We start from the raw sequence: 20523 nt of genomic DNA on the forward strand, positions 1-20523 counted from the left end.
GGATCGGTTGCCTAGCTTTTCACGGCAATCAGGAAGAGCCGCGGGAATCGCAACAGCACCTTGCCGTCGACAAGCGGCGGATAGGCCCTCTCGATGTGCTTCAGATATTCGGCGGTGAAGGCATCGCGATGCTCTGCGCCGGCATGGTCGAGGTAAGGGCGCAGGCCCGTGCCCTTCACCCATTCGACGATGGCGGCTGCATTCTCCAGCACGTGATTGTAGTTGGTGTGCCAGATATCGACCCGGGCCGATTTGCCGATCAGCCTGTTGTAGTAGACCGAAGGTTCTGGCAGCGGATTGCGTCGGACACTCTTGGCCGCAAAAGAATCGCTCCAGGGGCCATGCTTGCCGGTCTCTTCCATCATCACATGGCTCTGCTCGGTCAGATTATCAGGCATCTGAACGGCAAGCACGCCACCGGGTTTCAGGCCGTCCATCAGATGATCGAGAATATCGAGATGATCGGGCAGCCACTGAAACACGGCGTTGGCGAAAAGCAGGTCCACGGGTTCTTGCGGCCGCCATGTGGCGAGATCGGCCTTGACGAAGCTCGTGCCTGGCATGCGCTTGCGGGCAGCCTCCAGCATGTTGTCGTCGCTGTCGAGGCCGGAGACGCCGGCGGCGCCATATCGTTCGGCGATCAGCTCGGTTGAATTGCCCGGGCCGCAACCGAGGTCGACGGCGCGCTCGATGCGCTCCAGCGGCACTTGCGCCAAGAGGTCTCGCGCCGGGCGCGTGCGTTCATCCTCGAATTTAACATATTGGCCGGCAGACCATGCCATGGGCATATCCTCTTCGTGGATTGTCGTTTCCCCCGCTGCGCATAGCATCGGGATATATCAGAAGCGTGTAATGACGCTGATGCCCGTGCCCTCGGCCTTGTCCAGCGACATGAGCGCGGGAACGGCCTCTTCCAGGCTGATCCTGCGGCCGATGAGCTTCTGCGGCGCGATTTTGCCGGCGGCGAGCATGTCGAGCATGGCATCGTAGCGCCAGGCCTGCATGCCATGACTGCCGTAGATTTCGAGCTCATGGCCGATGACCTGCGCCATCGGTATCTGCGGCGTCGCATCGTCGCCGAGCATGAGGCCAACCTGCACATGCCGGCCGCGCCGGCGCAGGTTCTTGATGGAGTTGAAGCAAGTGACGGGATGACCCAGCGCATCGATCGAGACATGGGCGCCGCCCTTGGTGATCTCGCGCACCGCCTCTGCTACGTCGGCAACGCCAGCGGCATTGATGGTTGCCACCGCGCCGCATTCGCGAGCGAAAGCCAGCTTCTCGTCGGAAATGTCGATGGCGATGGCATTGGCGCCGATTGCGCTGGCGATCATGATCGCCGACAGGCCGACGCCGCCGCAGCCATGCACGGCGATCCATTCACCGGGACGGGTTTTCGCCTGGTCGGCAACAGCGCGGAAAGAGGTAGCGAAACGGCAGCCGAGGCTTGCCGCCGTCGCGTCGTCGACCGTATCGGGCAGGTGGACGAGATTGGTGTCGGCATAGTCGATGGCGACAAATTCGGCGAAGGAACCCCAATGGGTGAAGCCGGGCTGGAACTGGCTGGGGCAGACCTGCTGGTTGCCGGAATGGCACTCGGCGCAACGGCCGCAGCCCGATACGAAGGGGACGGTGACGCGATCGCCGACCTTGAAGCGGACGACGCCGCGGCCGGTGGCGACAACCTTGCCGGCGAGCTCGTGGCCAGGCACATGCGGCAGCTTGATATCCGAGTCATGTCCCATCCAGCCATGCCAGTCGCTGCGGCAAAGCCCGCTTGCGCCGACCGCGATGACCACGCCGTCCTCGCCCGGCGTCGGGTCCGGCACGGTGCGTATCTCCGGCGTTGCCTCGAAGGACTCGTAATACATGGCTTTCATGGGAGTTCTCGCTGTTTCCTGACATCGGTCCGATCAATCATTTTTCCTGATGGACCCATTCGTCAAGCTGTTGTTTCGGCGCATGAAAATTGCGCTATGAATGCGGTATCGGGCGCTTTGTTGCAAATGAATTTTGCCATGCAGTTTCCGCTTGACCCTAGGATTGTGCGGTTATTTGTTCTTCGCCACCTAGAGCAATTCCAGGAAAGTGCTGAGCGATTTTCCGTCCGGAATTGCGAAGCAACAAAGAGATAGGGCGGTTCAGAGATTCCGTGAAAAGCTGAACCACTCTAAGGGAGGAAACCGTTATGGCAGTCGATACGTCACCCCGCACCACCACCTGGACCTATGTCGAAGGAGAATGGCTTTCCGGCAATCCGCCGCTGATCGGGCCGACCTCGCACGCCATGTGGCTGGGGTCGACCGTGTTCGACGGCGCGCGCTGGTTCGATGGCATCGCGCCGGATCTCGATCTCCATTGCCAGCGCATCAATCGTTCGGCTGTGGCCATGGGATTGAAGCCGCTCAAGACGGCCGAAGAGATCGAAGCGCTTGCCTGGGAAGGCATCAAGAAGTTCGACGGCGGGACGCCGATCTATATCAAGCCCATGTATTGGGGCGAGCACGGTTCTCCGGGCAGCGTCGTCGCCGTTGATGCGGAATCGACGCGTTTTGCACTCTGCCTGTTCGAGGCGCCGCTCGGCGGCACCGGCGGCATCACGCTCACGGTCTCGCCGTTCCGCCGCCCGTCACCGGAAACGGCAATGACCGACGCCAAGGCCGGTTCGCTTTACCCGAACAGCGGCCGTATGATCCTGGAAGCGAGGGGCCGCGGCTTCAACAACGCGCTGGTGCGCGACATGAACGGCAACGTCGTCGAGACGGCATCCTCCAACGTCTTCATGGTCAAGGACGGCATCGTCTATACGCCGGTTGCCAATCGCACCTTCCTTGCCGGCATCACGCGCGCCCGCGTCATGGGCCTGTTGCGCCAGGAAGGTTTCGACGTTCGCGAGGAAACCCTGTCCGTCGAGCAGTTCATGGCAGCCGACGAGATTTTCACGACCGGCAACTATTCCAAGGTCGTCAGCGTCAACCGCCTCGATGATCGTGAATTCCAGGAAGGGCCGGTGGCTCGCAAGGCATTGGAACTCTACATGGATTGGGCTCACGGCCGCAGCGCCAGCGAGGAGTGAATTTGCGGTTCCACGCGATCGATCATGTAGAATTGATCGCGTGGGACAAAGCATGTCGCCGTTACCCTGTCAGCCCTCGGGCTTCGCTTCCTTCTTCGGGTTGATCCACCAGCAATAGACGGCGCCGATCGCCAGCAGCACGCAGGTTCCGAGGAAGACGGCGCGCATGCCGATATGGCCGCCGACGAAGCCGCCGATGATGGGACCCGCCACCTGACCGACATATTGCGAGGAGATGGAAAGGCCGAGAATGCTGCCGGTGGCTGCGTCAGGCACGTTGTGCCGGATGACGGCCGTGATGCAGGGCAAGAGACCGCCGAGCGCGACGCCCATCAGGAAGCGTAGCGCGATCAATTGCCAGGCCGAGGTCACGAAAGCCTGTGGGATCAACAGCAGTGCCGCGAGGGCAAGGGCCGCCATGATGACGTTCCAGTGGCCGATACGGTCGGCAAGCTTGCCGAGCCAGGAGGCCGACAGGATGCTGCCGAGTGCCGCCGCGGCCATGACGACGCCGGAGACCATCGTCACCTGTGCATCGCTGACGAACTGCGCGACATAGACGGTTATGATCGGCTCGATCGACATATTGGCGAGCATCAGCAGCAGGCCGAGCGACAACATGGCGAAGACGGGGCGCTTGTCAGGAATGGAGGCCCAGCCGCCGCTGGCCTTCGCAGCCTTCTTCCGGGCCGTGGATTTCTCCTCCTTGATGAGAAAAGTCGTGGCAAGGAAGGTGAAGAAGATCACGCCGCCAGCAAGCAGGAAGGTGCCGCGGATGCCGATCAGCGGCGGCAGCGCGCCGCCGATCAACGGTCCGACAAGATTGCCCGCCATGATGCCGGAGGACAGAGTGCCGAGTGCCCAGGCCGAGCGATGCTTCGGCGTTTGCGCGGCCACCAGCACCATCGATCCCGAGGAATAGCCGCCGGCAAGGCCGGTAAACAGGCGCAGCGCCACCAGCTGCCAGACATTGCCGGCCATGCCCATCAGCGAAATGGCGATCGTCATGCCGAGGCTGGCGCGGATCAGCATCAGCTTGCGGCCGTAGATATCGCCGAGCCGCCCCCAGAGCGGGGCGACGAAGGCGGCGGCAAAAAAGGTGGCGCCATAGGCGATGCCGGACCATTGCACGATCGCGGCTTTATCGCTGATGCCGAGTTCCTCGACATAGAGCGGCAGGAAGGGAAGCAGCAGCGTCATCGCCACGATCGTCGTGAACGATCCGACGAGGCAGATGATCAGGTTGCGCATCCAATGAGCGGTTTCCGGCGCGGCCGGTGCTGCTGCATCCCATCTCGTCTCGGTCATTTCTCGGCCTTTGCATTCAATGTGTAAAACAGTTCCCGGCTGCCCGAGGCCAGGATATGACCTTTCGCGGCGGCGATGAGGTCGGCGCGGGTGAAGAGGTCTGGTAGGTTCAGTCGGTCGACATCGAGCGCATAAACGGTGACGTGGTAGCTGTGGACGCGCTCGTCGTTCCAGGGCGGGCAGGCGCCCATATAACCGCCATGCGGCCCGTCCTTCAAGTTGCCGCCGCCGGCGCCATTCTGGCCGCGCCGTCCATAGGCGGTGCGCTCAAGTGGCAGGCCACTGGCTGAGGGACCGTTTCCGTCCGTACCTTCGGCAAGGCCGGTGCGTGACGCCGGGATATCGGCCAGCACCCAGTGGACGAACTCCATCCGCTTGAAATCCTTTGGAATGCTCTTGTCGGCCCTGTTGAACAGCGAGAAATCCGTGGGCACGTCGGGATCGACCATGGTCAGTGCATAGGATCGCGTTCCCTTCGGTCCCTTCGACCAGGATACGGCCAGGCTCTTGTTCGGTCCGGGCGCCGACTTGTCGGATTCTGTCGAAATGCAGGAGGCGTTTTCCGGCAGCAGCATCCGGCCGTTGCTCTTGGCAAACGTCACCTTGAGATCGGCCGATAGCGCGGGCGAGGCGACGGCTGCTGCGATGACGCTGGCGCTCAGAACTTTGAGCATGGTTTTCATGATGTTACCCTTTCGCGCTTCGCTCCCGTGAGCTTTCGAGGGTTGGCTCTAACAAATTCGCAGCGAGCGGCGGCGTACAAAAACGCTCAAAATGCGGTCTGAAACGCTCACGCGCTGCGAAGTCGATCGGCAAAGCGGCGCGGGGAGCGATAGCCGGTGGCAAGGGCGGCTTCGCGCAGCGAAAGCCCGTCTTCTGAGAGAAGGGTGGTTGCCAGCGCCACGCGCTCGCTTGCCAATACGTCCCGCAGGGAAGCACCCTCGCGTGACAACCGTCGGCGCAGCGTGGCGTTGCTCGTGCCGAGTTCGGCGGCGATGAGGTCGGCGGTCCAGGGGCGATCCGGCTGCCAGCGCACCATCGCACGCACTGCCTCGGCTGTCGTTTCCGGTGTGCCGGGCAGCGCGCCGCGCATGCCGAGCACCATGAGGATTTCGAGCAGCCTGTGTTCGATCAACGGGGTCGGCAAACCGCCAGCGGCAATCCCTTCGCCGGCATGGCCGATGGCGGCGGCGAGCAACGGATCGAGCGGCAGGTCGATCTGCGACGCGGTTTGCGCAGGTGGAAAGGCTTTTGCGGCCCGTCGCGTCAACTCTTCGGGAAAGGTAATGAAGATTGCCCGATAGACGCCAGTCTGTGGGTCGGGATCGTTGACGACATCGCCGCTCCAGCCGGCCGGCAACACGAGCACCGTACCGGCCGCAAAGTGCCGCTGCCGCCCCATGCTGACGATTTCCTTGGAACCTTCGAGGATGGCGACGATTGAAACCTGAGAAAAGGCCGAGCCGGCAATGCGCTCGCGTTCGCGCGTGACGAAGGTAAAAAGCGTCGAATAGCTGCCCGTGCCGCTCGGCGCGACCGTCGGACGGTTATCCTTTGCCGCCAGGCGGCGCAACTTTTCCAATATGGGGTGATGAGCCTCGGACACGGCGACGGCTTCCTGCTGTTGGGGTGTTGCGGAGTTTGGACCACGCGGATGACTATGCCAAGCCCGCAAACTGCCTTGTTAGTTCGCTCGTCGCATGTTATAAACCGATTGCGATTTGCAATCAGTTACAATCAACGACTTGTAGTCCGACGAGCAAAAATCGGCCTGATGAAAGGAGGAGGCACGTCATGAACTCTCTCGAAAATGTCCGCTGCGATATCGTCCGACGCCTGTTTGCCGCCTATGTGGCGCAGCATCCCGATATCGTCGATCCGATGCTGACCCGGAATTTCACCTTTTCCAGCCCGCGCGACGATCATATCGACCGGAAGCGTTATTTCGAGCATTGCTGGCCGAAGGAGAAAATCTTCCGCGACATCCATATCGAACATCTGGTCGCCGACGGCGATGATGTCATTGTCAGCTATCGCGCCGAGAAGATGGATGGCGGCAGCTTCCGCAATGTCGAGATGATCCGCTTCGCCGGCGACCGCATCGCCGAAGTAAACGTCTATTTTGGGCGGAACTTATAACGAGCAAGCCGTCGCCATTTTCGCTATCGCCGCTGCAAGGGCGGTCGCCGGGCCGGTCATCGGTCGTTCGACGTCTTCCGAAAGAAGGTCGGCAGCATCCGTCATGGACGCCTGTGCGAAAGCGATCGTGACGGTACCTTCGCCATGGGCCGCTTTCACCGCATCGGCGATGGCGGCAAGATAGGCTTGCAGATCGCCCGCCCGGAAGTGTGTCCATGCGCCCGGAACCAGCCGAACCTCGATCTCCGCATCCCTTGCTTTTGCCGCAGCCTTGAAGAGCGCTGTCGTCGGGACGATGGTCGTTTCGACCGTGCAGAGAACGATGACCTTGCCGCCGGCCTTGGCCGCCTGTTCGGCCAGCACCGCATCCGCCCTGATGATCGGCGCTCCAGCACCGGCCGCGACCTTCGACACGGCCGGGCCGAGCGTCGAGCAGTTGAGCACGACGGCATCGGCATCCTCGGCCAGATGCCAGAGGAGTGCCGCCGTTTCCGCTGAAATCTCCTCGGTCAGGCGCCCCACCTTTTCGGCGGCGAGAAGAAGATCGGCGCGGACATGATGACGCAGCATGCCATCAGGCAATCCGAGCGCCTTTGCCGCCGTCTCATAGACGGCAATGTTGCTTTCGGCGGTGTGCAGGCAAGCGATCGTCATCGGATGTCTCGCAAGTGGCGGAAGATCCGCGAACCTAGCCTCGACCATGCGCTTTGTCGACGTTTCGGCATTGCCTTTCGCCATGCATCGATGCGTCATTATATGCAATGAGGTAAATTTCTAAGTCGATGCTATACATGATTGAAAAATAGGGCAATTTTTGCTCGCGTGCGCAACTTTTTTGGCATGTCGCCGGTTGCTCTTCCAGGCGACCGCTCCTATGTTCCGGTTCACCTGCCGACGCAATTTTTTGCCAAGAGGAGATATGACCATGGCTTTCGAATTGCCTGAACTTCCTTATGATTACGATGCACTTTCGCCCTTCATGTCGCGTGAGACGCTCGAGTATCACCACGACAAGCACCACAAGGCTTACGTCGACAACGGTAACAAGCTCGCTGCGGAAGCAGGTCTTGCCGATCTGTCGCTCGAAGAGATCGTGAAGAAGTCCTTCGGCACCAATGCAGGCCTCTTCAACAATGCAGCCCAGCACTACAACCACATTCATTTCTGGAAGTGGATGAAGAAGGGCGGCGGCGGCAACAAGCTGCCGGGTAAGCTCGAAGCAGCGTTTGCTTCCGATCTCGGCGGCTACGACAAGTTCAAGGCCGATTTCGCCGCTGCCGGCGCCACCCAGTTCGGCTCGGGCTGGGCATGGGTTTCCGTCAAGAACGGCAAGCTCGAAATCTCCAAGACCCCGAACGGCGAAAACCCGCTCGTTCATGGCGCCAACCCGATCCTCGGCGTCGACGTTTGGGAACACTCCTACTACATCGACTATCGCAACCTGCGTCCGAAGTACCTCGAAGCCTTCATCGATAGCCTGATCAACTGGGACTACGTCCTGGAGCGTTACGAAGCTGCTACGAAGTAAGGTCTGTCGCAGAGGCTGGCTTTCGCACCCGGCGCCTCCCAGGCGTCGGGTGTTTTCATGTCCGCCAGCTGTCAATGATGCATCCGCACGTCGCTCTTCCGCCCAAGGAGACTGAATGCCATCAGCACCGCTCTTCCGCTTCGGTGTCATCGCCGATCCGCAATATGCCGATCTGGAGCCCAATCTGCCCCTTAATCGCTATCCCGCGGGTAGCCTCGTCAAGCTTCGCGAGGCGATAGATGAGTTCAATCGGCACGATCTCGCCTTCGTCGTCACGCTCGGCGACATCATCGATCGCGAATGGAAGAGCTTCGACGCTATTTTGCCCGTCTACGAGGCGCTGCGTCATCCCAGGCATTTCCTGCTCGGCAACCATGATTTCGCCGTGGCGCCCGAACATCTGAGCGCGGTGCCGGCCCGTGTGGGCATGCCGGCGGCCTATTACGACTTCAGCCATTCCGGCTATCGCTTCATCGCGCTCGACGGCAATGAGATCAGCGTTTTTGCTCCGCCGGAAGGCGATCCGCGTCGCCAGGAGGCGAAGGATCTGATGAAAGCGCTAGGGAGCGCCGGCGCGCTCAACGGCCAGCGCTGGAACGGGGCGATCAGCAATACGCAATACGACTGGCTCGCTGCGAAACTGCGAGAAGCAAGGGTATCCGGCGAGAGGGTCATCGTCATGAACCACTATCCGATCTTCCCGGATAATCCGCATAACGCCCTCGACAGCGACCGAATGCTGGCGCTTCTGGCCGAGCACGACCACGTCGTCGCCTATCTCAACGGTCACAATCATGCCGGCAATTTCGGCGTGTCGGACGGAACCTATTTCGTCAACTTCAAGGGCATGGTGGATACCGAAGACACGAGTGCCTATGCGATCGTCTCGGTTCACGCGGATCGGTTGGAAATTGCAGGATTCGGACGCGAGGAAAGCAGGGTGCTGGCGTTTTAGGTGCTAAATGAGATCCCCGGCATCTTTTGATGCCTGCAGGGAACGATCCAGATCCCTGTAAGTTTAGGGAACGGAGGCTGCCTGTGAGGCGGAGCTATGTTTCCGATATTGCAAATCCTGACAATCTTAGTTGTGGCAGTCGCTATGGCGCTGGCATTGGCGCATTTGCTGGAGCTGCCCGGCAAAATGCGGCTGTCGAAAGAGGACTATCTGACAGTTCAGGGGATTTACTATCCCGGGTTTACGATCGGTGGTGTCAGTGAGCCGCTCGGCGCTCTGCTGCTTCTGCTACTCCTGTTCCTGACACCGGCCAATACGCTAGCATTCTGGTTGTCGGCCGCTGCCTTTGCTGCCATGGTCGCCATGCACGCCGTCTTTTGGCTGCTGGTACAACCGGTAAACAATTTTTGGCTGAAAGACGCGGAGCTGAAAGGGATGGGCGCAGGTTTCTTTTCTCACGATCCATTCGGTGGTCATCGGATCGAGGTTGCCGTCAAGCCGGACTGGACCATGCTGCGCGATCGGTGGGAATGGTCGCATGCCGTGCGCGCCGCCTTGGGATTGCTGGCTTTCATTCTGTTGGTGACTGCCGTCGCTTTATAGCGGCGCGCAAAACTGATCCTCGACGGCTGTAGCACCTCAGACGGCCGCGGCTGGGGTGTTTACCTGCCAGCCATTCACCCAGATCTGCCGCAGGCCGTCGCCTTCGCTTTTGAACCAGAGCCCGGTCGGCTGGCAATCCTCGATCCGGTCGCTGCGGAAATTGCGGATCGCCTGGCGCAGTTCGCACCAGGCGACGATATTGGCCGTCTCAGCGTAATAGATCAGCGCGATCGGCCGAATGATGCGCTCGGTGGCGCGGCCGAGTTCGTCGCGATAGGCAAGGTCGAGCTTTTCCTCGTCGCGAATGGCGCGGCGCACCAGCGAAAGATCGATCGCGGAAGCCGAAGGTGCGGCGAAGCCCCAGGCATGCAGTGCATTGGCATCGAGGGTCTGGCGCAGCGGCGGCGGCACGGCGCCGGCAATTTTGGCGCTCACGCGCTTGGCCGCCTGCTTCAGTTCGGCGTCGCCGGTGCGCTCCAACAGCGCCAGCGACAGCACGATCGCTTCCATTTCCTCGATCGAGAACATCAGCGGCGGCAGGTCGAAGCCGGGCCGCAAGATATAGCCGATACCGCGTTCGCCCTCGATCGGCACCCGCATTGCCTGAAGCGCTGCGATGTCGCGATAGACGGAGCGCACCGTTACCTCCAGCCGGCCGGCAATATCGGCCCCGGTCACCGGCCGCTTGGCCAGCCGCAGGATCTGGATGATCTCGAATAGGCGCGATGCCTTGCGCATTTCTTGCCCCGCAGATGAAGGCTACTGACACTACCCCGTCAGTTGGTTCGATTTATAAGACTGCCTATTCGCTTGAAAATCAACAATTTCCTCTTCTGCTCTCAGGGAGAGGACGATAGGCAACTGACATGGGTTATGCAGAAAATCTCTGGCTCTTCTTCATTCTTCTCTTGGGCATCATCATCGTGCCGGGCATGGACATGCTGTTCGTGCTCGCCAATTCCCTGACAGGCGGCAGCAATCGCGGCCTCGCCGCGACCGGCGGCATCATGCTGGGCGGCATGGTGCATTCGCTGAACGGTGCTATCGGCATCGGCCTGCTGATGCATTTCGTGCCTATTCTCTTCAATCCGCTGCTGATTGCCGGTGGCGCCTATATGGCCTTCATCGGTTACACGCTGATGCGCAGTTCCATCACCGTTGGGGGCGGGGGGCCGGCCGGCAGCCGCTCCGCGTGGAAAGCCTTTCGTCAGGGAGCGGTGACTTGCCTCATCAACCCGAAGGCCTATCTCTTCATCTTCGCCGTATATCCCCAGTTCCTGAAGCCGGATTACGGCCCGATGTGGATACAGGCCGTCATTATGGGAGCCATGACCATCGCAACGCAATTTGCCGTCTATGGTGGGCTTGCCATCACTGCCGGGCGCAGCCGCGATCTGCTGGTTGCCAGTCCGCGTGCGACCGCTTTTGCGGGCCGTGCCGCCGGGCTGCTGCTCGTAACGATTTCGGTGTTCACGGTCTGGGAGGGCCTGAAAATGGCGTGAGACCTACGACGGCGAACGAGTGTGTCGATGGCATGACACTGATTTCACTCGGTTCTCACCACTTTGTGACTTCATTGCCGGAGGGGAAAGCGGCAAACATGTCGCCGTAATCATGCGCCGGCCGTGCCTGCGGCTCGATCATTAGCAAGAGGTAGGAGAACGAAATGAAGTGGAAAGCGATTGTTGCGGCGACGGCTCTGGCCGGCATCGCATTGGGCTCGGTCGTTGCGGCCGACGGCACGCATGACTCGCGCATCGGGTTGATGAAAAAGGTCGGTGGCGCCGCCGGTGCTCTGGGCGCGATTGCCAAGGGCGACAAGCCCTATGATGCTGATATCGTCAAGGCGTCGCTGACGACGATCGCCGAAACGGCCAAGGCCTTCCCGGATCAGTTCAATCCGCAGAGCGACAAGAATGATGCCGAGGTCAATCCGAAGATTTGGGACAATCTCGATGACTTCAAGGCGAAGGCCGCCAAGCTTTCCACTGATGCTGAGACAGCGCTTGCCCAGCTCCCTGCCGACAAGGACGGCGTCGGCGCGACGCTGAAGACCCTTGGCGGCAGCTGTGGCGCCTGTCATCAGGCCTACCGCATCAAGAAGGACTAAGCGGTAGGTCGGCCCTGTCCAAAGCAATTCCAGGAAAAGTGCGGAGCGGTTTTCCGTCCGGAATTGCGCGAAAGTAAGAGCCTTTTCGCGATTCAAAGAAAAGCGGCAAGGCCCTGAAAATCGGTTCTGGCATCCGCACTGGTTTTGCCTCCAGTGCGAAGTTTTATAGCTTTGGAACCAAGGCTAGGGGATAGTTGTGATGGCGCGGTTTGTCCGTTGGTTGCTTTGCCTTTTCGGAGTGATCATTCTTGGCTCTGGCGCATTCTATATCGTCACCGCCCCATCGCCGTTACCCGCGAGCCATTGGGCCAATCTCGGCGATCCCGACGTCAAGAATGGCGAGATGGTGTTCTGGGCCGGCGGCTGTACGAGCTGTCACGCGGCTCCCGGGGCGCAAGGTGATGCCAAGCTGGTGCTTTCGGGCGGCTTGGCGCTGACGAGCCCCTTCGGCACCTTCCACGTGCCGAATATCTCGCCGGACGAGAAGGCGGGGCTCGGCAGCTGGACACTTGCCGATTTCGGCAATGCCATGAAGCGCGGCGTCGGCAAAAACGGCGAGCATCTCTATCCGTCCTTTCCTTACGGCTCCTATGCTCGCATGAGCGACAAGGACATCAACGATCTCTGGGGCTTCCTGAAGACACTGCCGAAGAGCAGCAATGTCGCGCCTCCGCACGAATTGCCTTTTCCCTTCAATATCCGGCTGGCGCTTGGCGGCTGGAAGTTCCTCTATCTCAACGATCAGCCGCGCGTCGTCCTTGCCAATGCCGACGAGAAGATCAAACGCGGGCAATATCTGGTGGAGGGGCCGGGACATTGCGGCGAATGCCATACACCGCGTGATAGCCTCGGCGGCTTCCTGAGCGGCCAGTGGCTGGCGGGTGCGCCCAATCCCGAAGGCAAGGGCCGTATCCCGGATATCAGGCCGGGGTCCAAGGCGATCGGCAGCTGGAGCGTCGGCGACATCGCCAATTATCTCGAAACCGGCTTCACGCCGAACTATGATTCCGCCGGCGGCTCGATGGCCGAGGTCCAGCAGAACATCGCCCACTTGCCGGCGACCGATCGCGAGGCGATCGCGGCTTATCTGAAGGCGCTGCCGGCGAAATAGGCCTAGGTTGTTCAGACCACAGCCGAACGCTTGGCAAGATAGAGATGCGTTTCGTAGTGCAGCTCGAATTCGCCGCCTTGGGTAGCGATTGTGTCCGCGAGTCCGGAAAGCAATGCTTCCCTCCGATCTTCAGACAGGAGCCTGTAGCTTGAGAGCGTGCGCAGCAGATCGGTATAGCTTTGCGCCCTGTGCAATCGGCTCCAGTGATAGCAATGCTGTGTCGGCGCTTCGAAATGGTCGGACTGCCGCAGCTGTTCGGCGAAGGGACCGTCGGGCAGATACCAGGCTTCCGCAGGCGGTCCGGCGAGCTGCGGCGCATGGCGGGAGTAAATCTCGGCGAATTTTGCGGCAAGCGGTGGCGCGAGCGGCATCGGCACATTGCCGAAGACGGCGAGGGTTCCTTCTGGCGCGAGGAGAGCGGCCGTCTTGGCGAAGCGCAATTCCGGCGAAACCCAATGGAAGGATTGCGCTGCCGCTATGAGCTTGAAGCTCTGTCGGTCGTTCGGCCATGCCTCGAAAGTGGTTTGATGGAATTGCACCTGCGGAAATCCCGCTAATCTTTCCCGCGCCAACTCAATCAGTTCCGCGCCGGGATCAAGTGCGAAAACGGAAAGTCCCTGGCGGGCGAAGTTCTCCGTCGCCTGTCCTGTGCCGCAGCCGATTTCGAGAACCTGATCCTTGGGCTCCAGCCCGGCGAAGGCGGTGACATCGGCAAAAAGCGCATGGGGATAGAGAGGGCGAGAGGTATTATAGAGGCTGGCGACGCCATCGAATGTGAACCGCTGTTCCAAGGCGCACCTCCCTCCAGTTGCAGATCGAAGCCGGCAGCCATTTTTCTAGCGCATTTCCAATCAAGCTTACAGCGGTAACGGCGCGGGATTCGGCAACGGGAGAGGATGGTCGTGGACGCAAGGGTGACGCAGAAGATTCCTTATTTCAGCCAGTGGGAAACGCCTGACATGACGCTGGCTGTCGTGGCCGAGGGCGCGCAGATTGCCTTGCTGAGGGATCCGCTCTGGGCGTCGTCCGGCGCGCGCAGCGTCGAGGACTATGCCCGCTGGGCCGGCAATCTCTGCGGCATGGCCTGCCTGAAGATGGTGCTCGCCGCCCGCACCGGCAAAATAATCCCGATCATGGATCTGGCCATGGGATGCAGGGAGTATGGCGGCTATGTCGAGGAGGCGGATGGCCGGATCAAAGGGCTGATCTATGCGCCGTTCGTTCCCTTCGTTAAGGCTCGCTTCGATCTGAATGCCCGGGTCGTCACCGGCATTTCTGTCGCCGGCGTCGCCGATATCCTCGCGCAGTCGGAGTTCTTCATCGCGTCGGTGCACCATTCCATCCGCTGGCCAGAGACCGAGCCGCCGGCCAAAGGCGGCCATCTCGTGCTGGTGACATCAATCGATGGAGACACGATCCGCTTCCACAATCCCTCCGGTCATATCGGTGCGACGCGCGAGAATGTGGAGATGTCGCTGGAGGTATTCGAGAGGTTCTTTGCAGGCCGCGGGATCGCCATCGATCACTGAAGCATTTCCAGGGAAAGTGCGCAGCGGTTTTCCGTCCGGAATGCGCAAAACCAGAAACGCTCTACAGATCAGTCTTCGATGGTGATCCTGTTAAAGGCCGGCATCAGGCCAGCGCCTGCAAATAGCGCATGCCGGTGATCGGACGCGGCTTGAAATCCATGTTTTCGTAAAAGCGATGGGCCTGGAAATTGCCCGTCGCCGCGCCGACCGAGAGGTAGCTGCAGCCGGCCTTGCGGGCGATATCGCGGGCGCGGTCGACGAGATGCTGTCCGACGCCGTGGCCGCGGTGGCCGTCACGCACGAAGAGGTGATGCAGATCCATACCGCGCTGCCCTTCCTGCGCCTTGTAGAGCGGTACGAGGATGGCGTAGCCGATCAGCCCTTGTTCTCCTTCGGCGACAAGCGCCGTGATCCAGGGTGCCGTGCCGAAGAGATCGCGCTCGAGCTGCTCGGGCGTCGTGCCGGACGGGTCGCCGTGATGGGCGGCGAGCAGCCGGATCATGTCGTTCAGCTCCGGCAGGTCGCGCGGCTGTGCACTGCGGATGGTGAGGACCGGGGGGCGGAGAAGTGAGATGTCGCTATCGTCTAGCATGGCATTTTGCGTCCTTGTTTTTCAATGAGCCGTCAGGACGCTGCCGATACAACAAAGCCGCCTGACGGCGGCTTGTTGACAATATGATCTGTCTTGGCCGCCTGTTACAGGTACAGCCAAAAATACGAGCAATTATGGAGCGCGTGCGTGATCATGGGCGCATCAATGATCCGGTTTCCCGCATTTGTCAATGGGGCGCCTCAATGCTCCCCTTCGCATAGTCCGTGGTCGGAAAGCGCGCGGATCACATAGCAATCTTCGATGCTGTGGCCGTCGCAGTGGGAAACGATGCGCTCCAGCTCATGCTCCAGCTTTCTCAGCCGGGCGATCTTGGTGCGCACGTCATCCAGATGCTCCTTGGCGATGCGGTCGGCGCCCACGCAAGGGCGGTCGGGGTGCTGGCTGAGCGAGATCAGCTCCTTGATGGCATCGATCGTCAGGCCGAGGTCGCGGCCATGGCGGATGAAGGCAAGACGCTCAAGATCGGTTTTGGAATAGCGCCGCTGGTTGCCTTCGCTGCGGTCGGGCTCTGAAATCAGCCCCATCTGCTCGTAATAACGGATCGTCGGCACTTTCACGCCGGTACGCTTGGACAGATCACCGATCGACAGCATTGCATATCCTCCAATACCTCTAGTCTCTATAGGGATAGATATGCGATTGGCGGTGGAATTTTCAAGGCCAGGTGGTGTCGAAGGCCAGCTCGGATGTATTTTCGCGGCTGCCTAATCCGGCCGTAGCCTCTTCAAGAGATGGCTTCCAATCGGCCGTTATAAATAGTATACCCCCCTATATTATAAATCGAGGCGGCAATGTCCCACACCATTCGTCAGCAAGCCAAGCTCCTGTCCCGTATCCGCCGTCTCAAAGGGCAGATGGAGGCGGTGGAGCGCGCGCTCGAGGCCGAACGGCCGTGCGGGGAGGTGCTGCAGCTTCTTGCCTCCATTCGCGGCGCCCTGATGGGCCTGACTGGAGAGGTCCTGGAAGATCATCTGCATGAACATGTGCTTCATGCCGAAACTGAAGAGGCCCGGCGTCAGGCGGTCGACGAGATAGCCGATGTGCTGAAGACCTATCTGCGGTGAGCAGGCCGTGCCGCGCAAATGCGTGCGGCGGTCTTGCGATACCGGCATTTGAAAAATCGAAGGCCTGAAACACAAGGGGCGCATCCAGAAGATCGCGACGCCTTTCAGCGCTTCAGACGTTCAACAGGAGACTGATGTTCATGAGTATTTCCTCCGATATGAGCCATAGCCACGTCTTTCTCGGCTCCGATCACCAGCGCAACGAACGCCGCATCTGGTTCGTCATCGCGCTGACCGCCGTGATGATGGTGATAGAGATCGCTGCCGGCACGGTCTATGGCTCGATGGCGCTGGTTGCCGATGGCTGGCACATGTCGACCCATGCCAGCGCCATGCTGATTTCGGCTCTCGCCTATCTCTATGCCCGCCGGCATGCGCACAATGCGCGCTTCACCTTCGGCACCGGCAAGCTTGGCGATCTCGCGGGCTTCGCCAGCGCCATTGTGCTGGCATTGATCGCGCTGATCATGGGCTGGGAGAGCATGCTGAGGCTTCTGGATCCGGTGGCGATCAATTTCCGCGAGGCCATCGCCATCGCGGTGGTCGGTCTTATCGTCAATCTCGCGAGCGCATGGCTCCTGCGCGACGATCACAGCCATCACCATCACGGCCACTCCGGCCATGGGCACAGCCACGGTCACGCACATGATCATGATCATCATCACGACCATGACGATCACCATCACGACCATGGCCATGGCGGCGGCAGGGACAACAATCTCCGTTCCGCCTATGTCCACGTCATCGCCGATGCGATGACCTCTGTTCTCGCCATCGTTGCCCTGCTGCTCGGCAGCCGTTTCGGCTGGACCTTCCTCGATCCTGTCATGGGCATCGTCGGTGGTCTGGTGATCCTGCAATGGGCATGGGGTCTGCTGCGCATTTCCGGCGCGGTTCTGCTCGACTTCATTCCGCCGGGTGAAGATCTGCCAGATGAGATCCGCGAGGCGATCGAGACGGACGAAGACCGCATTACCGACCTCCACGTCTGGCAGGTCGGTCCCGGGCATCATGCCGCGATCGTCGCGGTTGCGACGCCCGTCTCGCGCGACCCGTCTTTCTACAAAGCCCGACTTGTCGATATTCATCAATTGTCGCACGTCACCGTTGAAGTCACGGTCGACAAGGCGGCATAAAATCCGCTAGCAATCGGGGAGGTCAGAGGCTTGCCATATTCCTCGCATAGCCCAAATCTGCCCGATTCTGCTGGAGGCTTTTCGCATGCCCACATTGCTCACCCGACGCCGCCTGATGGCGGGCACGGCGCTGCTTCTTCCCGCCCTGACGCTCGGTCCCGATGCGCTCTTCGCCCAGGACAGCAGCGCAACACCATCAACGCCCGCTGCAACGGATAATTCGGCAACGCCCGACGCCAGCGGCCAGGGAATGCAGGGAACGGAAGGCGACGGCGGGTCGCAGGATAATTCGCAGCTGTCCGACGATGTCGACAAGCAGCTTGCCGATCTGGAAAAGAAGACCGGCGGCCGCCTCGGCGTTTCCGTGCTCGACACTGAAACCAACATTTCGCTAGGTCATCGCGAGGAGGAGCGGTTCCCCCTGTGCAGCACCTACAAGGCGCTCGCTGTCGGTTTCGTGCTGGCGCGCGTCGATCAGGGTACAGAAAAGCTCGACCGTCGCGTTGCCTATGGCAAGGATAAGGTGGTCACCTATTCGCCTGAGACGGAAAAGCATGCCGGCGCCGACGGCATGACCGTGGCCGAACTTTGCGGCGCGGCGATCACGCTGAGCGACAATACGGCCGGCAACCTGCTGCTTGAAAGCTTCGGCGGTCCTGCTGCCTTGACCTCCTGGCTGCGCACCACCGGCGACACCGAAACCCGCCTCGACCGCAACGAGCCCGATGTCAACCAGGCGGTCAAGGATGACCCGCGCGATACGACGACGCCGGATGCGATGCTTGACAGTATCGGCCTCCTGACGCTCGGCAACACGCTGTCGGAAACCTCCAGGGATCAGTTGGTCAACTGGCTGGTCGCCAACACCACGGGCAATAATCGTCTGCGCGCCGGCCTGCCGAAGGAGTGGAAGGTCGGCGACAAGACGGGCACCGGCAATAACGGCTCCTATGCCGATGTCGCCGTGATCTGGCCGCCGGAACGCGGGCCAATTCTGGTCACGACTTTCGTTGCGGAGGCGACCGCGCCGGCAAAAGACGTAGAGGCTGTCTTTGCCGAAGTTAGCAGGATCGTTACCGGAATGGTTGGGCAATAACGAAATAAAATACATGAAAACAAGATGATACGATCGTGAAGTGAATCAGGATCGTATCGTCTTCATGCAATCTGGTAATTTCTTCAGGCGATGGACAATGCCGAGGCGGCGCTGTCCGTTTCCTTGTCGTTATCGCCATTGCTGTCACCGTTGCCGGCGCCGAGCTTCTGCTTGATCTCGTTGGCGATCTGGTCGTTGATCGCCTTCTGCTCGTCGCCAGACAGGGCTTTGAAGGAATCTTCCGTCAGGCCGTGCGCTTCGAGATACTGTGCGCGGATCTTCTGTGCCGGCGTCATATTCGCCCATTTGGCAAATTCGTCCAGAATGTCCTGATCAGATTGCTTGCTCGACGAGGCCGAGCTGCTGGCGGAAGCGCTGGCACTCGGCTGGCCGTCGGTGGAGTCCGATGTGGAGGACGATCCCTGGCTGAGCTGGTTGATCCAGAAGCCGGAGGAAATGGAGGGGGGGACGCCGCTGGACGAGATAGAGGGTCGCTGCGAATCCCCCTGCTGACCGCCACCATCGCCTAGTAGCGAGAAGGTCGAGCTGTCGTCGCTGTCGCTGTTCTGCTGGCTGCGGATCGGCGTGCTGAAATAGTTCTGCGTGCTGTGATGCACTTTCATCGTCGTGTCTCTCCATGGGTTGAGGAGACGATGACTCTGCAAGCATGCCCGGGGCTTATGCCTTCGGCCTTCTCAAGTGCCGCAGAAGGTCTGCAGCACGCGCTCGCTCGGCAGCGGAGGTTCGGCATAGGGCGCGAAGGCAGGCTGGTCTTCATAGGGTGTCGCGAGCACCTTCAGCAATGCTTCGAACAAGGAAAAATCATCGTCTTCAATCGCGGCCTCGATCGCTTGCTCGATCCGGTGATTGCGGGGGATGAAGGCCGGATTGACCCTGCGCATCGCCGCAGCGCGCGCTGCCGGCGTCTGAGGATCGCGGCTGAGACGCTCGCGCCAGCGTTCAAGCCACAGCGTTGCGGATTGCGGGTCCTGAAAGGTGGCGCCAAAATCGCTGTCGTCCTTACCCGAGGCAATGGCGGCCAGCCGGCGGAAGGTGAGCGTAAAATCCGCACCCTGCTGCTGCATCGTTGCCAAGAGGGACTGGATCAGCTCCAGATCGCCGTCTTCCTCGCTCGCAAGCCCGATCTTGGCGCGCATGCCGGCAAGCCAATGAGCCTGGAAGCGCTCGCCATAGGCCTTGATGATGGTGTTCGCCAGCTCGATGGCGGTATCGACGGAGGGGTCGATCAGCGGGATGAGCGTCTCGCCGAGGCGCGCGAGGTTCCACTGGCCGATGGCCGGCTGGTTGGCATAGGCATAGCGGCCGTTGCGGTCGATGGATGAGAAGACGGTCGCCGGATCATAGGCATCCATGAAGGCGCAGGGACCGAAATCGATCGTCTCACCCGATATGGTCATATTGTCGGTGTTCATCACGCCGTGGATGAAGCCGACATGCAGCCACCGCGCGATCAGCGACGCTTGCCGTTCAGCAACGGCTTCCAGCAGCGCGAGATAGGGGTTGGCGCGGTCTCTGATCTCTGGATAGTGCCTGCTGATGACATGATCCGCCAGCGTCCTGACGCTCTCCGTATCGCCGCGCGCGGCAAAGAATTGGAACGTGCCGACGCGGATATGGCTCGCCGCCACGCGGGTAAAGACCGCGCCGGGCAGCACTTCCTCGCGATAGACAGGCTCACCTGTCGTCACCGCCGCCAGCGCTCGCGTCGTCGGGATGCCGAGAGCGTGCATGGCTTCGCTGACGATATATTCGCGCAGAACCGGGCCGAGTGCCGCGCGCCCATCGCCACGGCGGGAAAACGGCGTTGGTCCCGAACCCTTGAGCTGGATGTCGCGGCGCCTGCCGTTGCGGTCCTTGACCTCGCCGAGAAGGATCGCGCGGCCATCGCCGAGCTGCGGCACGAAATTGCCGAACTGATGCCCGGCATAGGCCATGGCGATCGGCTGCGATCCCGGCGGCGGCTCGTTGCCGGAAAAGATCGCCGCAGCACTCTCTCTCAAAGCATCCACGTCGAGCCCGAGTTCCTGCGCCAGCGCTTCGTTGAACTTGATCAGCCTCGGCGCGACGACAGGTGTCGGCGCTTGGTCCGCGAAAAACTGCGGAGGCAGGCGTGCATAGCTGTTGTCGAAAGCGACCGGCGGCGCCCGAAGCGCGGTGTCATCGTGAAGAGGTGAGCTCATGGCTTTAAGGTAGGGTTGCCAAGAGGGAGGCGCAAGACACATATCATAATCGGC

24 protein-coding genes are annotated in these 20523 nt (G+C 60.7%); 12 read left to right on the top strand and 12 right to left on the bottom strand.

Annotated elements, in window-relative coordinates; all coding sequences use genetic code 11:
• Nucleotides 1–11: 11 nt before the first annotated feature.
• Entirely contained in the window at nt 12–782 is a 771-nt protein-coding gene (gene tam, locus HGP12_RS21630) for a trans-aconitate 2-methyltransferase (RefSeq protein ID WP_168842622.1), read from the bottom strand.
• Nucleotides 783–839: 57 nt separating this feature from the next.
• On the bottom strand, nt 840–1880 hold the full coding sequence (locus HGP12_RS21635) for a zinc-dependent alcohol dehydrogenase family protein (RefSeq protein ID WP_168842623.1): 1041 nt from the start codon (nt 1878–1880) through the stop codon (nt 840–842).
• A gap of 308 nt (nt 1881–2188) precedes the next feature.
• Here HGP12_RS21635 and HGP12_RS21640 point away from each other — a divergent pair, with 308 nt between their 5' ends.
• Nucleotides 2189–3076 carry a branched-chain amino acid aminotransferase gene (locus tag HGP12_RS21640; protein WP_168842624.1) on the top strand — a complete coding sequence of 296 codons (888 nt, stop codon included), beginning with the start codon at nt 2189–2191 and terminating at the stop codon, nt 3074–3076.
• Nucleotides 3077–3145: 69 nt separating this feature from the next.
• Here the strand turns inward: HGP12_RS21640 and HGP12_RS21645 are convergent, their stop codons facing one another.
• From HGP12_RS21645 to HGP12_RS21655, 3 genes are all read right to left on the bottom strand, one after another.
• The gene (locus tag HGP12_RS21645; protein ID WP_168842625.1) at nt 3146–4384 is read right to left on the bottom strand and encodes an MFS transporter; all 1239 of its coding nucleotides are present in this window, start codon (nt 4382–4384) and stop codon (nt 3146–3148) included.
• A complete protein-coding gene (locus HGP12_RS21650; RefSeq protein ID WP_168842626.1) occupies nt 4381–5067 on the bottom strand; it encodes a YbhB/YbcL family Raf kinase inhibitor-like protein in 687 nt (228 codons plus the stop codon). The genes HGP12_RS21645 and HGP12_RS21650 overlap by 4 nt, the downstream gene beginning before the upstream one ends.
• 107 nt (nt 5068–5174) lie before the next feature.
• Complete coding sequence (locus tag HGP12_RS21655) at nt 5175–5990, bottom strand: helix-turn-helix domain-containing protein (RefSeq protein ID WP_168842627.1); 816 nt, start codon at nt 5988–5990, stop codon at nt 5175–5177.
• A 188-nt stretch (nt 5991–6178) separates the two neighbouring features.
• Here HGP12_RS21655 and HGP12_RS21660 point away from each other — a divergent pair, with 188 nt between their 5' ends.
• The gene (locus HGP12_RS21660; RefSeq protein WP_168842628.1) at nt 6179–6523 is read left to right on the top strand and encodes a nuclear transport factor 2 family protein; all 345 of its coding nucleotides are present in this window, start codon (nt 6179–6181) and stop codon (nt 6521–6523) included.
• Here the strand turns inward: HGP12_RS21660 and HGP12_RS21665 are convergent.
• Nucleotides 6518–7177, bottom strand: a complete 660-nt coding sequence (locus HGP12_RS21665; protein WP_168842629.1) for an aspartate/glutamate racemase family protein — start codon at nt 7175–7177, stop codon at nt 6518–6520. The genes HGP12_RS21660 and HGP12_RS21665 overlap by 6 nt on opposite strands.
• A gap of 271 nt (nt 7178–7448) precedes the next feature.
• Between HGP12_RS21665 and HGP12_RS21670 the strand changes: the two genes are divergently transcribed.
• From HGP12_RS21670 to HGP12_RS21680, 3 genes are all read left to right on the top strand, one after another.
• The gene (locus HGP12_RS21670; RefSeq protein WP_112340320.1) at nt 7449–8051 is read left to right on the top strand and encodes a superoxide dismutase; all 603 of its coding nucleotides are present in this window, start codon (nt 7449–7451) and stop codon (nt 8049–8051) included.
• 115 nt (nt 8052–8166) lie between these two features.
• Nucleotides 8167–9006 carry a metallophosphoesterase gene (locus HGP12_RS21675; protein ID WP_168842630.1) on the top strand — a complete coding sequence of 280 codons (840 nt, stop codon included), beginning with the start codon at nt 8167–8169 and terminating at the stop codon, nt 9004–9006.
• 144 nt (nt 9007–9150) lie between these two features.
• A complete protein-coding gene (locus HGP12_RS21680; RefSeq protein WP_246703503.1) occupies nt 9151–9609 on the top strand; it encodes an anthrone oxygenase family protein in 459 nt (152 codons plus the stop codon).
• A gap of 36 nt (nt 9610–9645) precedes the next feature.
• Here HGP12_RS21680 and HGP12_RS21685 read toward each other — a convergent pair whose 3' ends face one another.
• The gene (locus HGP12_RS21685; RefSeq protein ID WP_168842632.1) at nt 9646–10347 is read right to left on the bottom strand and encodes a helix-turn-helix transcriptional regulator; all 702 of its coding nucleotides are present in this window, start codon (nt 10345–10347) and stop codon (nt 9646–9648) included.
• A 128-nt stretch (nt 10348–10475) separates the two neighbouring features.
• Here HGP12_RS21685 and HGP12_RS21690 point away from each other — a divergent pair, with 128 nt between their 5' ends.
• The 3 genes from HGP12_RS21690 to HGP12_RS21700 all read left to right on the top strand — a co-directional run bounded on the left by HGP12_RS21690 (nt 10476) and on the right by HGP12_RS21700 (nt 12830).
• Complete coding sequence (locus HGP12_RS21690; protein WP_168842633.1) at nt 10476–11111, top strand: LysE family translocator; 636 nt, start codon at nt 10476–10478, stop codon at nt 11109–11111.
• A 164-nt stretch (nt 11112–11275) separates the two neighbouring features.
• The gene (locus tag HGP12_RS21695; protein ID WP_168842634.1) at nt 11276–11719 is read left to right on the top strand and encodes a cytochrome c; all 444 of its coding nucleotides are present in this window, start codon (nt 11276–11278) and stop codon (nt 11717–11719) included.
• Between the two features lie 196 nt (nt 11720–11915).
• Nucleotides 11916–12830 (top strand): cytochrome c, encoded by a 915-nt coding sequence (locus HGP12_RS21700; RefSeq protein ID WP_168842635.1) that lies wholly within the window; start codon nt 11916–11918, stop codon nt 12828–12830.
• A gap of 11 nt (nt 12831–12841) precedes the next feature.
• On the opposite strand, the gene HGP12_RS21705 is transcribed toward HGP12_RS21700, so the two are convergent.
• Nucleotides 12842–13621 (bottom strand): class I SAM-dependent methyltransferase, encoded by a 780-nt coding sequence (locus HGP12_RS21705; protein ID WP_168842636.1) that lies wholly within the window; start codon nt 13619–13621, stop codon nt 12842–12844.
• Between the two features lie 105 nt (nt 13622–13726).
• Between HGP12_RS21705 and HGP12_RS21710 the strand changes: the two genes are divergently transcribed.
• On the top strand, nt 13727–14359 hold the full coding sequence (locus HGP12_RS21710; RefSeq protein ID WP_205926581.1) for a C39 family peptidase: 633 nt from the start codon (nt 13727–13729) through the stop codon (nt 14357–14359).
• Between the two features lie 103 nt (nt 14360–14462).
• On the opposite strand, the gene HGP12_RS21715 is transcribed toward HGP12_RS21710, so the two are convergent.
• Nucleotides 14463–14951: a GNAT family N-acetyltransferase gene (locus tag HGP12_RS21715; RefSeq protein WP_168842637.1), complete on the bottom strand. Its 489-nt coding sequence runs from the start codon at nt 14949–14951 to the stop codon at nt 14463–14465.
• Nucleotides 14952–15151: 200 nt separating this feature from the next.
• Nucleotides 15152–15565, bottom strand: a complete 414-nt coding sequence (locus tag HGP12_RS21720) for a helix-turn-helix domain-containing protein (protein ID WP_168842638.1) — start codon at nt 15563–15565, stop codon at nt 15152–15154.
• 198 nt (nt 15566–15763) lie between these two features.
• Between HGP12_RS21720 and dmeR the strand changes: the two genes are divergently transcribed.
• The 3 genes from dmeR (at nt 15764) to bla (ending at nt 18268) form a co-directional block, all read left to right on the top strand.
• Nucleotides 15764–16036 carry a Ni(II)/Co(II)-sensing transcriptional repressor DmeR gene (dmeR, locus tag HGP12_RS21725; protein ID WP_168842639.1) on the top strand — a complete coding sequence of 91 codons (273 nt, stop codon included), beginning with the start codon at nt 15764–15766 and terminating at the stop codon, nt 16034–16036.
• Nucleotides 16037–16176: 140 nt separating this feature from the next.
• Complete coding sequence (gene dmeF, locus HGP12_RS21730) at nt 16177–17172, top strand: CDF family Co(II)/Ni(II) efflux transporter DmeF (protein WP_168842640.1); 996 nt, start codon at nt 16177–16179, stop codon at nt 17170–17172.
• 85 nt (nt 17173–17257) lie between these two features.
• Nucleotides 17258–18268, top strand: coding sequence for a class A beta-lactamase (gene bla / locus HGP12_RS21735; RefSeq protein ID WP_168842641.1), 1011 nt, complete (start codon nt 17258–17260; stop codon nt 18266–18268).
• 83 nt (nt 18269–18351) lie between these two features.
• Here bla and HGP12_RS21740 read toward each other — a convergent pair whose 3' ends face one another.
• Nucleotides 18352–18891: a hypothetical protein gene (locus tag HGP12_RS21740; RefSeq protein ID WP_168842642.1), complete on the bottom strand. Its 540-nt coding sequence runs from the start codon at nt 18889–18891 to the stop codon at nt 18352–18354.
• Nucleotides 18892–18963: 72 nt separating this feature from the next.
• Nucleotides 18964–20469 (bottom strand): protein adenylyltransferase SelO, encoded by a 1506-nt coding sequence (locus HGP12_RS21745; RefSeq protein WP_168842643.1) that lies wholly within the window; start codon nt 20467–20469, stop codon nt 18964–18966.
• Nucleotides 20470–20523: the final 54 nt, after the last annotated feature.

It is taken from the genome of Rhizobium sp. P28RR-XV (genome assembly GCF_012641385.1).
Lineage (GTDB): Bacteria > Pseudomonadota > Alphaproteobacteria > Rhizobiales > Rhizobiaceae > Rhizobium.

Bases quoted from the DNA above. Each gene is read 5' to 3' on its own strand.
- tam (WP_168842622.1), bottom strand. From the start codon at position 782: ATGGCATGGTCTGCCGGCCAATATGTTAAATTCGAGGATGAACGCACG.
- HGP12_RS21635 (WP_168842623.1), bottom strand. From the start codon at position 1,880: ATGAAAGCCATGTATTACGAGTCCTTCGAGGCAACGCCGGAGATACGC.
- HGP12_RS21640 (WP_168842624.1), top strand. From the start codon at position 2,189: ATGGCAGTCGATACGTCACCCCGCACCACCACCTGGACCTATGTCGAA.
- HGP12_RS21645 (WP_168842625.1), bottom strand. From the start codon at position 4,384: ATGACCGAGACGAGATGGGATGCAGCAGCACCGGCCGCGCCGGAAACC.
- HGP12_RS21650 (WP_168842626.1), bottom strand. From the start codon at position 5,067: ATGAAAACCATGCTCAAAGTTCTGAGCGCCAGCGTCATCGCAGCAGCC.
- HGP12_RS21660 (WP_168842628.1), top strand. From the start codon at position 6,179: ATGAACTCTCTCGAAAATGTCCGCTGCGATATCGTCCGACGCCTGTTT.
- HGP12_RS21665 (WP_168842629.1), bottom strand. From the start codon at position 7,177: ATGACGATCGCTTGCCTGCACACCGCCGAAAGCAACATTGCCGTCTAT.
- HGP12_RS21670 (WP_112340320.1), top strand. From the start codon at position 7,449: ATGGCTTTCGAATTGCCTGAACTTCCTTATGATTACGATGCACTTTCG.
- HGP12_RS21675 (WP_168842630.1), top strand. From the start codon at position 8,167: ATGCCATCAGCACCGCTCTTCCGCTTCGGTGTCATCGCCGATCCGCAA.
- HGP12_RS21680 (WP_246703503.1), top strand. From the start codon at position 9,151: ATGGCGCTGGCATTGGCGCATTTGCTGGAGCTGCCCGGCAAAATGCGG.
- HGP12_RS21685 (WP_168842632.1), bottom strand. From the start codon at position 10,347: ATGCGCAAGGCATCGCGCCTATTCGAGATCATCCAGATCCTGCGGCTG.
- HGP12_RS21690 (WP_168842633.1), top strand. From the start codon at position 10,476: ATGGGTTATGCAGAAAATCTCTGGCTCTTCTTCATTCTTCTCTTGGGC.
- HGP12_RS21695 (WP_168842634.1), top strand. From the start codon at position 11,276: ATGAAGTGGAAAGCGATTGTTGCGGCGACGGCTCTGGCCGGCATCGCA.
- HGP12_RS21710 (WP_205926581.1), top strand. From the start codon at position 13,727: ATGGTCGTGGACGCAAGGGTGACGCAGAAGATTCCTTATTTCAGCCAG.
- HGP12_RS21715 (WP_168842637.1), bottom strand. From the start codon at position 14,951: ATGCTAGACGATAGCGACATCTCACTTCTCCGCCCCCCGGTCCTCACC.
- HGP12_RS21720 (WP_168842638.1), bottom strand. From the start codon at position 15,565: ATGCTGTCGATCGGTGATCTGTCCAAGCGTACCGGCGTGAAAGTGCCG.
- dmeR (WP_168842639.1), top strand. From the start codon at position 15,764: ATGTCCCACACCATTCGTCAGCAAGCCAAGCTCCTGTCCCGTATCCGC.
- dmeF (WP_168842640.1), top strand. From the start codon at position 16,177: ATGAGTATTTCCTCCGATATGAGCCATAGCCACGTCTTTCTCGGCTCC.
- bla (WP_168842641.1), top strand. From the start codon at position 17,258: ATGCCCACATTGCTCACCCGACGCCGCCTGATGGCGGGCACGGCGCTG.
- HGP12_RS21740 (WP_168842642.1), bottom strand. From the start codon at position 18,891: ATGAAAGTGCATCACAGCACGCAGAACTATTTCAGCACGCCGATCCGC.
- HGP12_RS21745 (WP_168842643.1), bottom strand. From the start codon at position 20,469: ATGAGCTCACCTCTTCACGATGACACCGCGCTTCGGGCGCCGCCGGTC.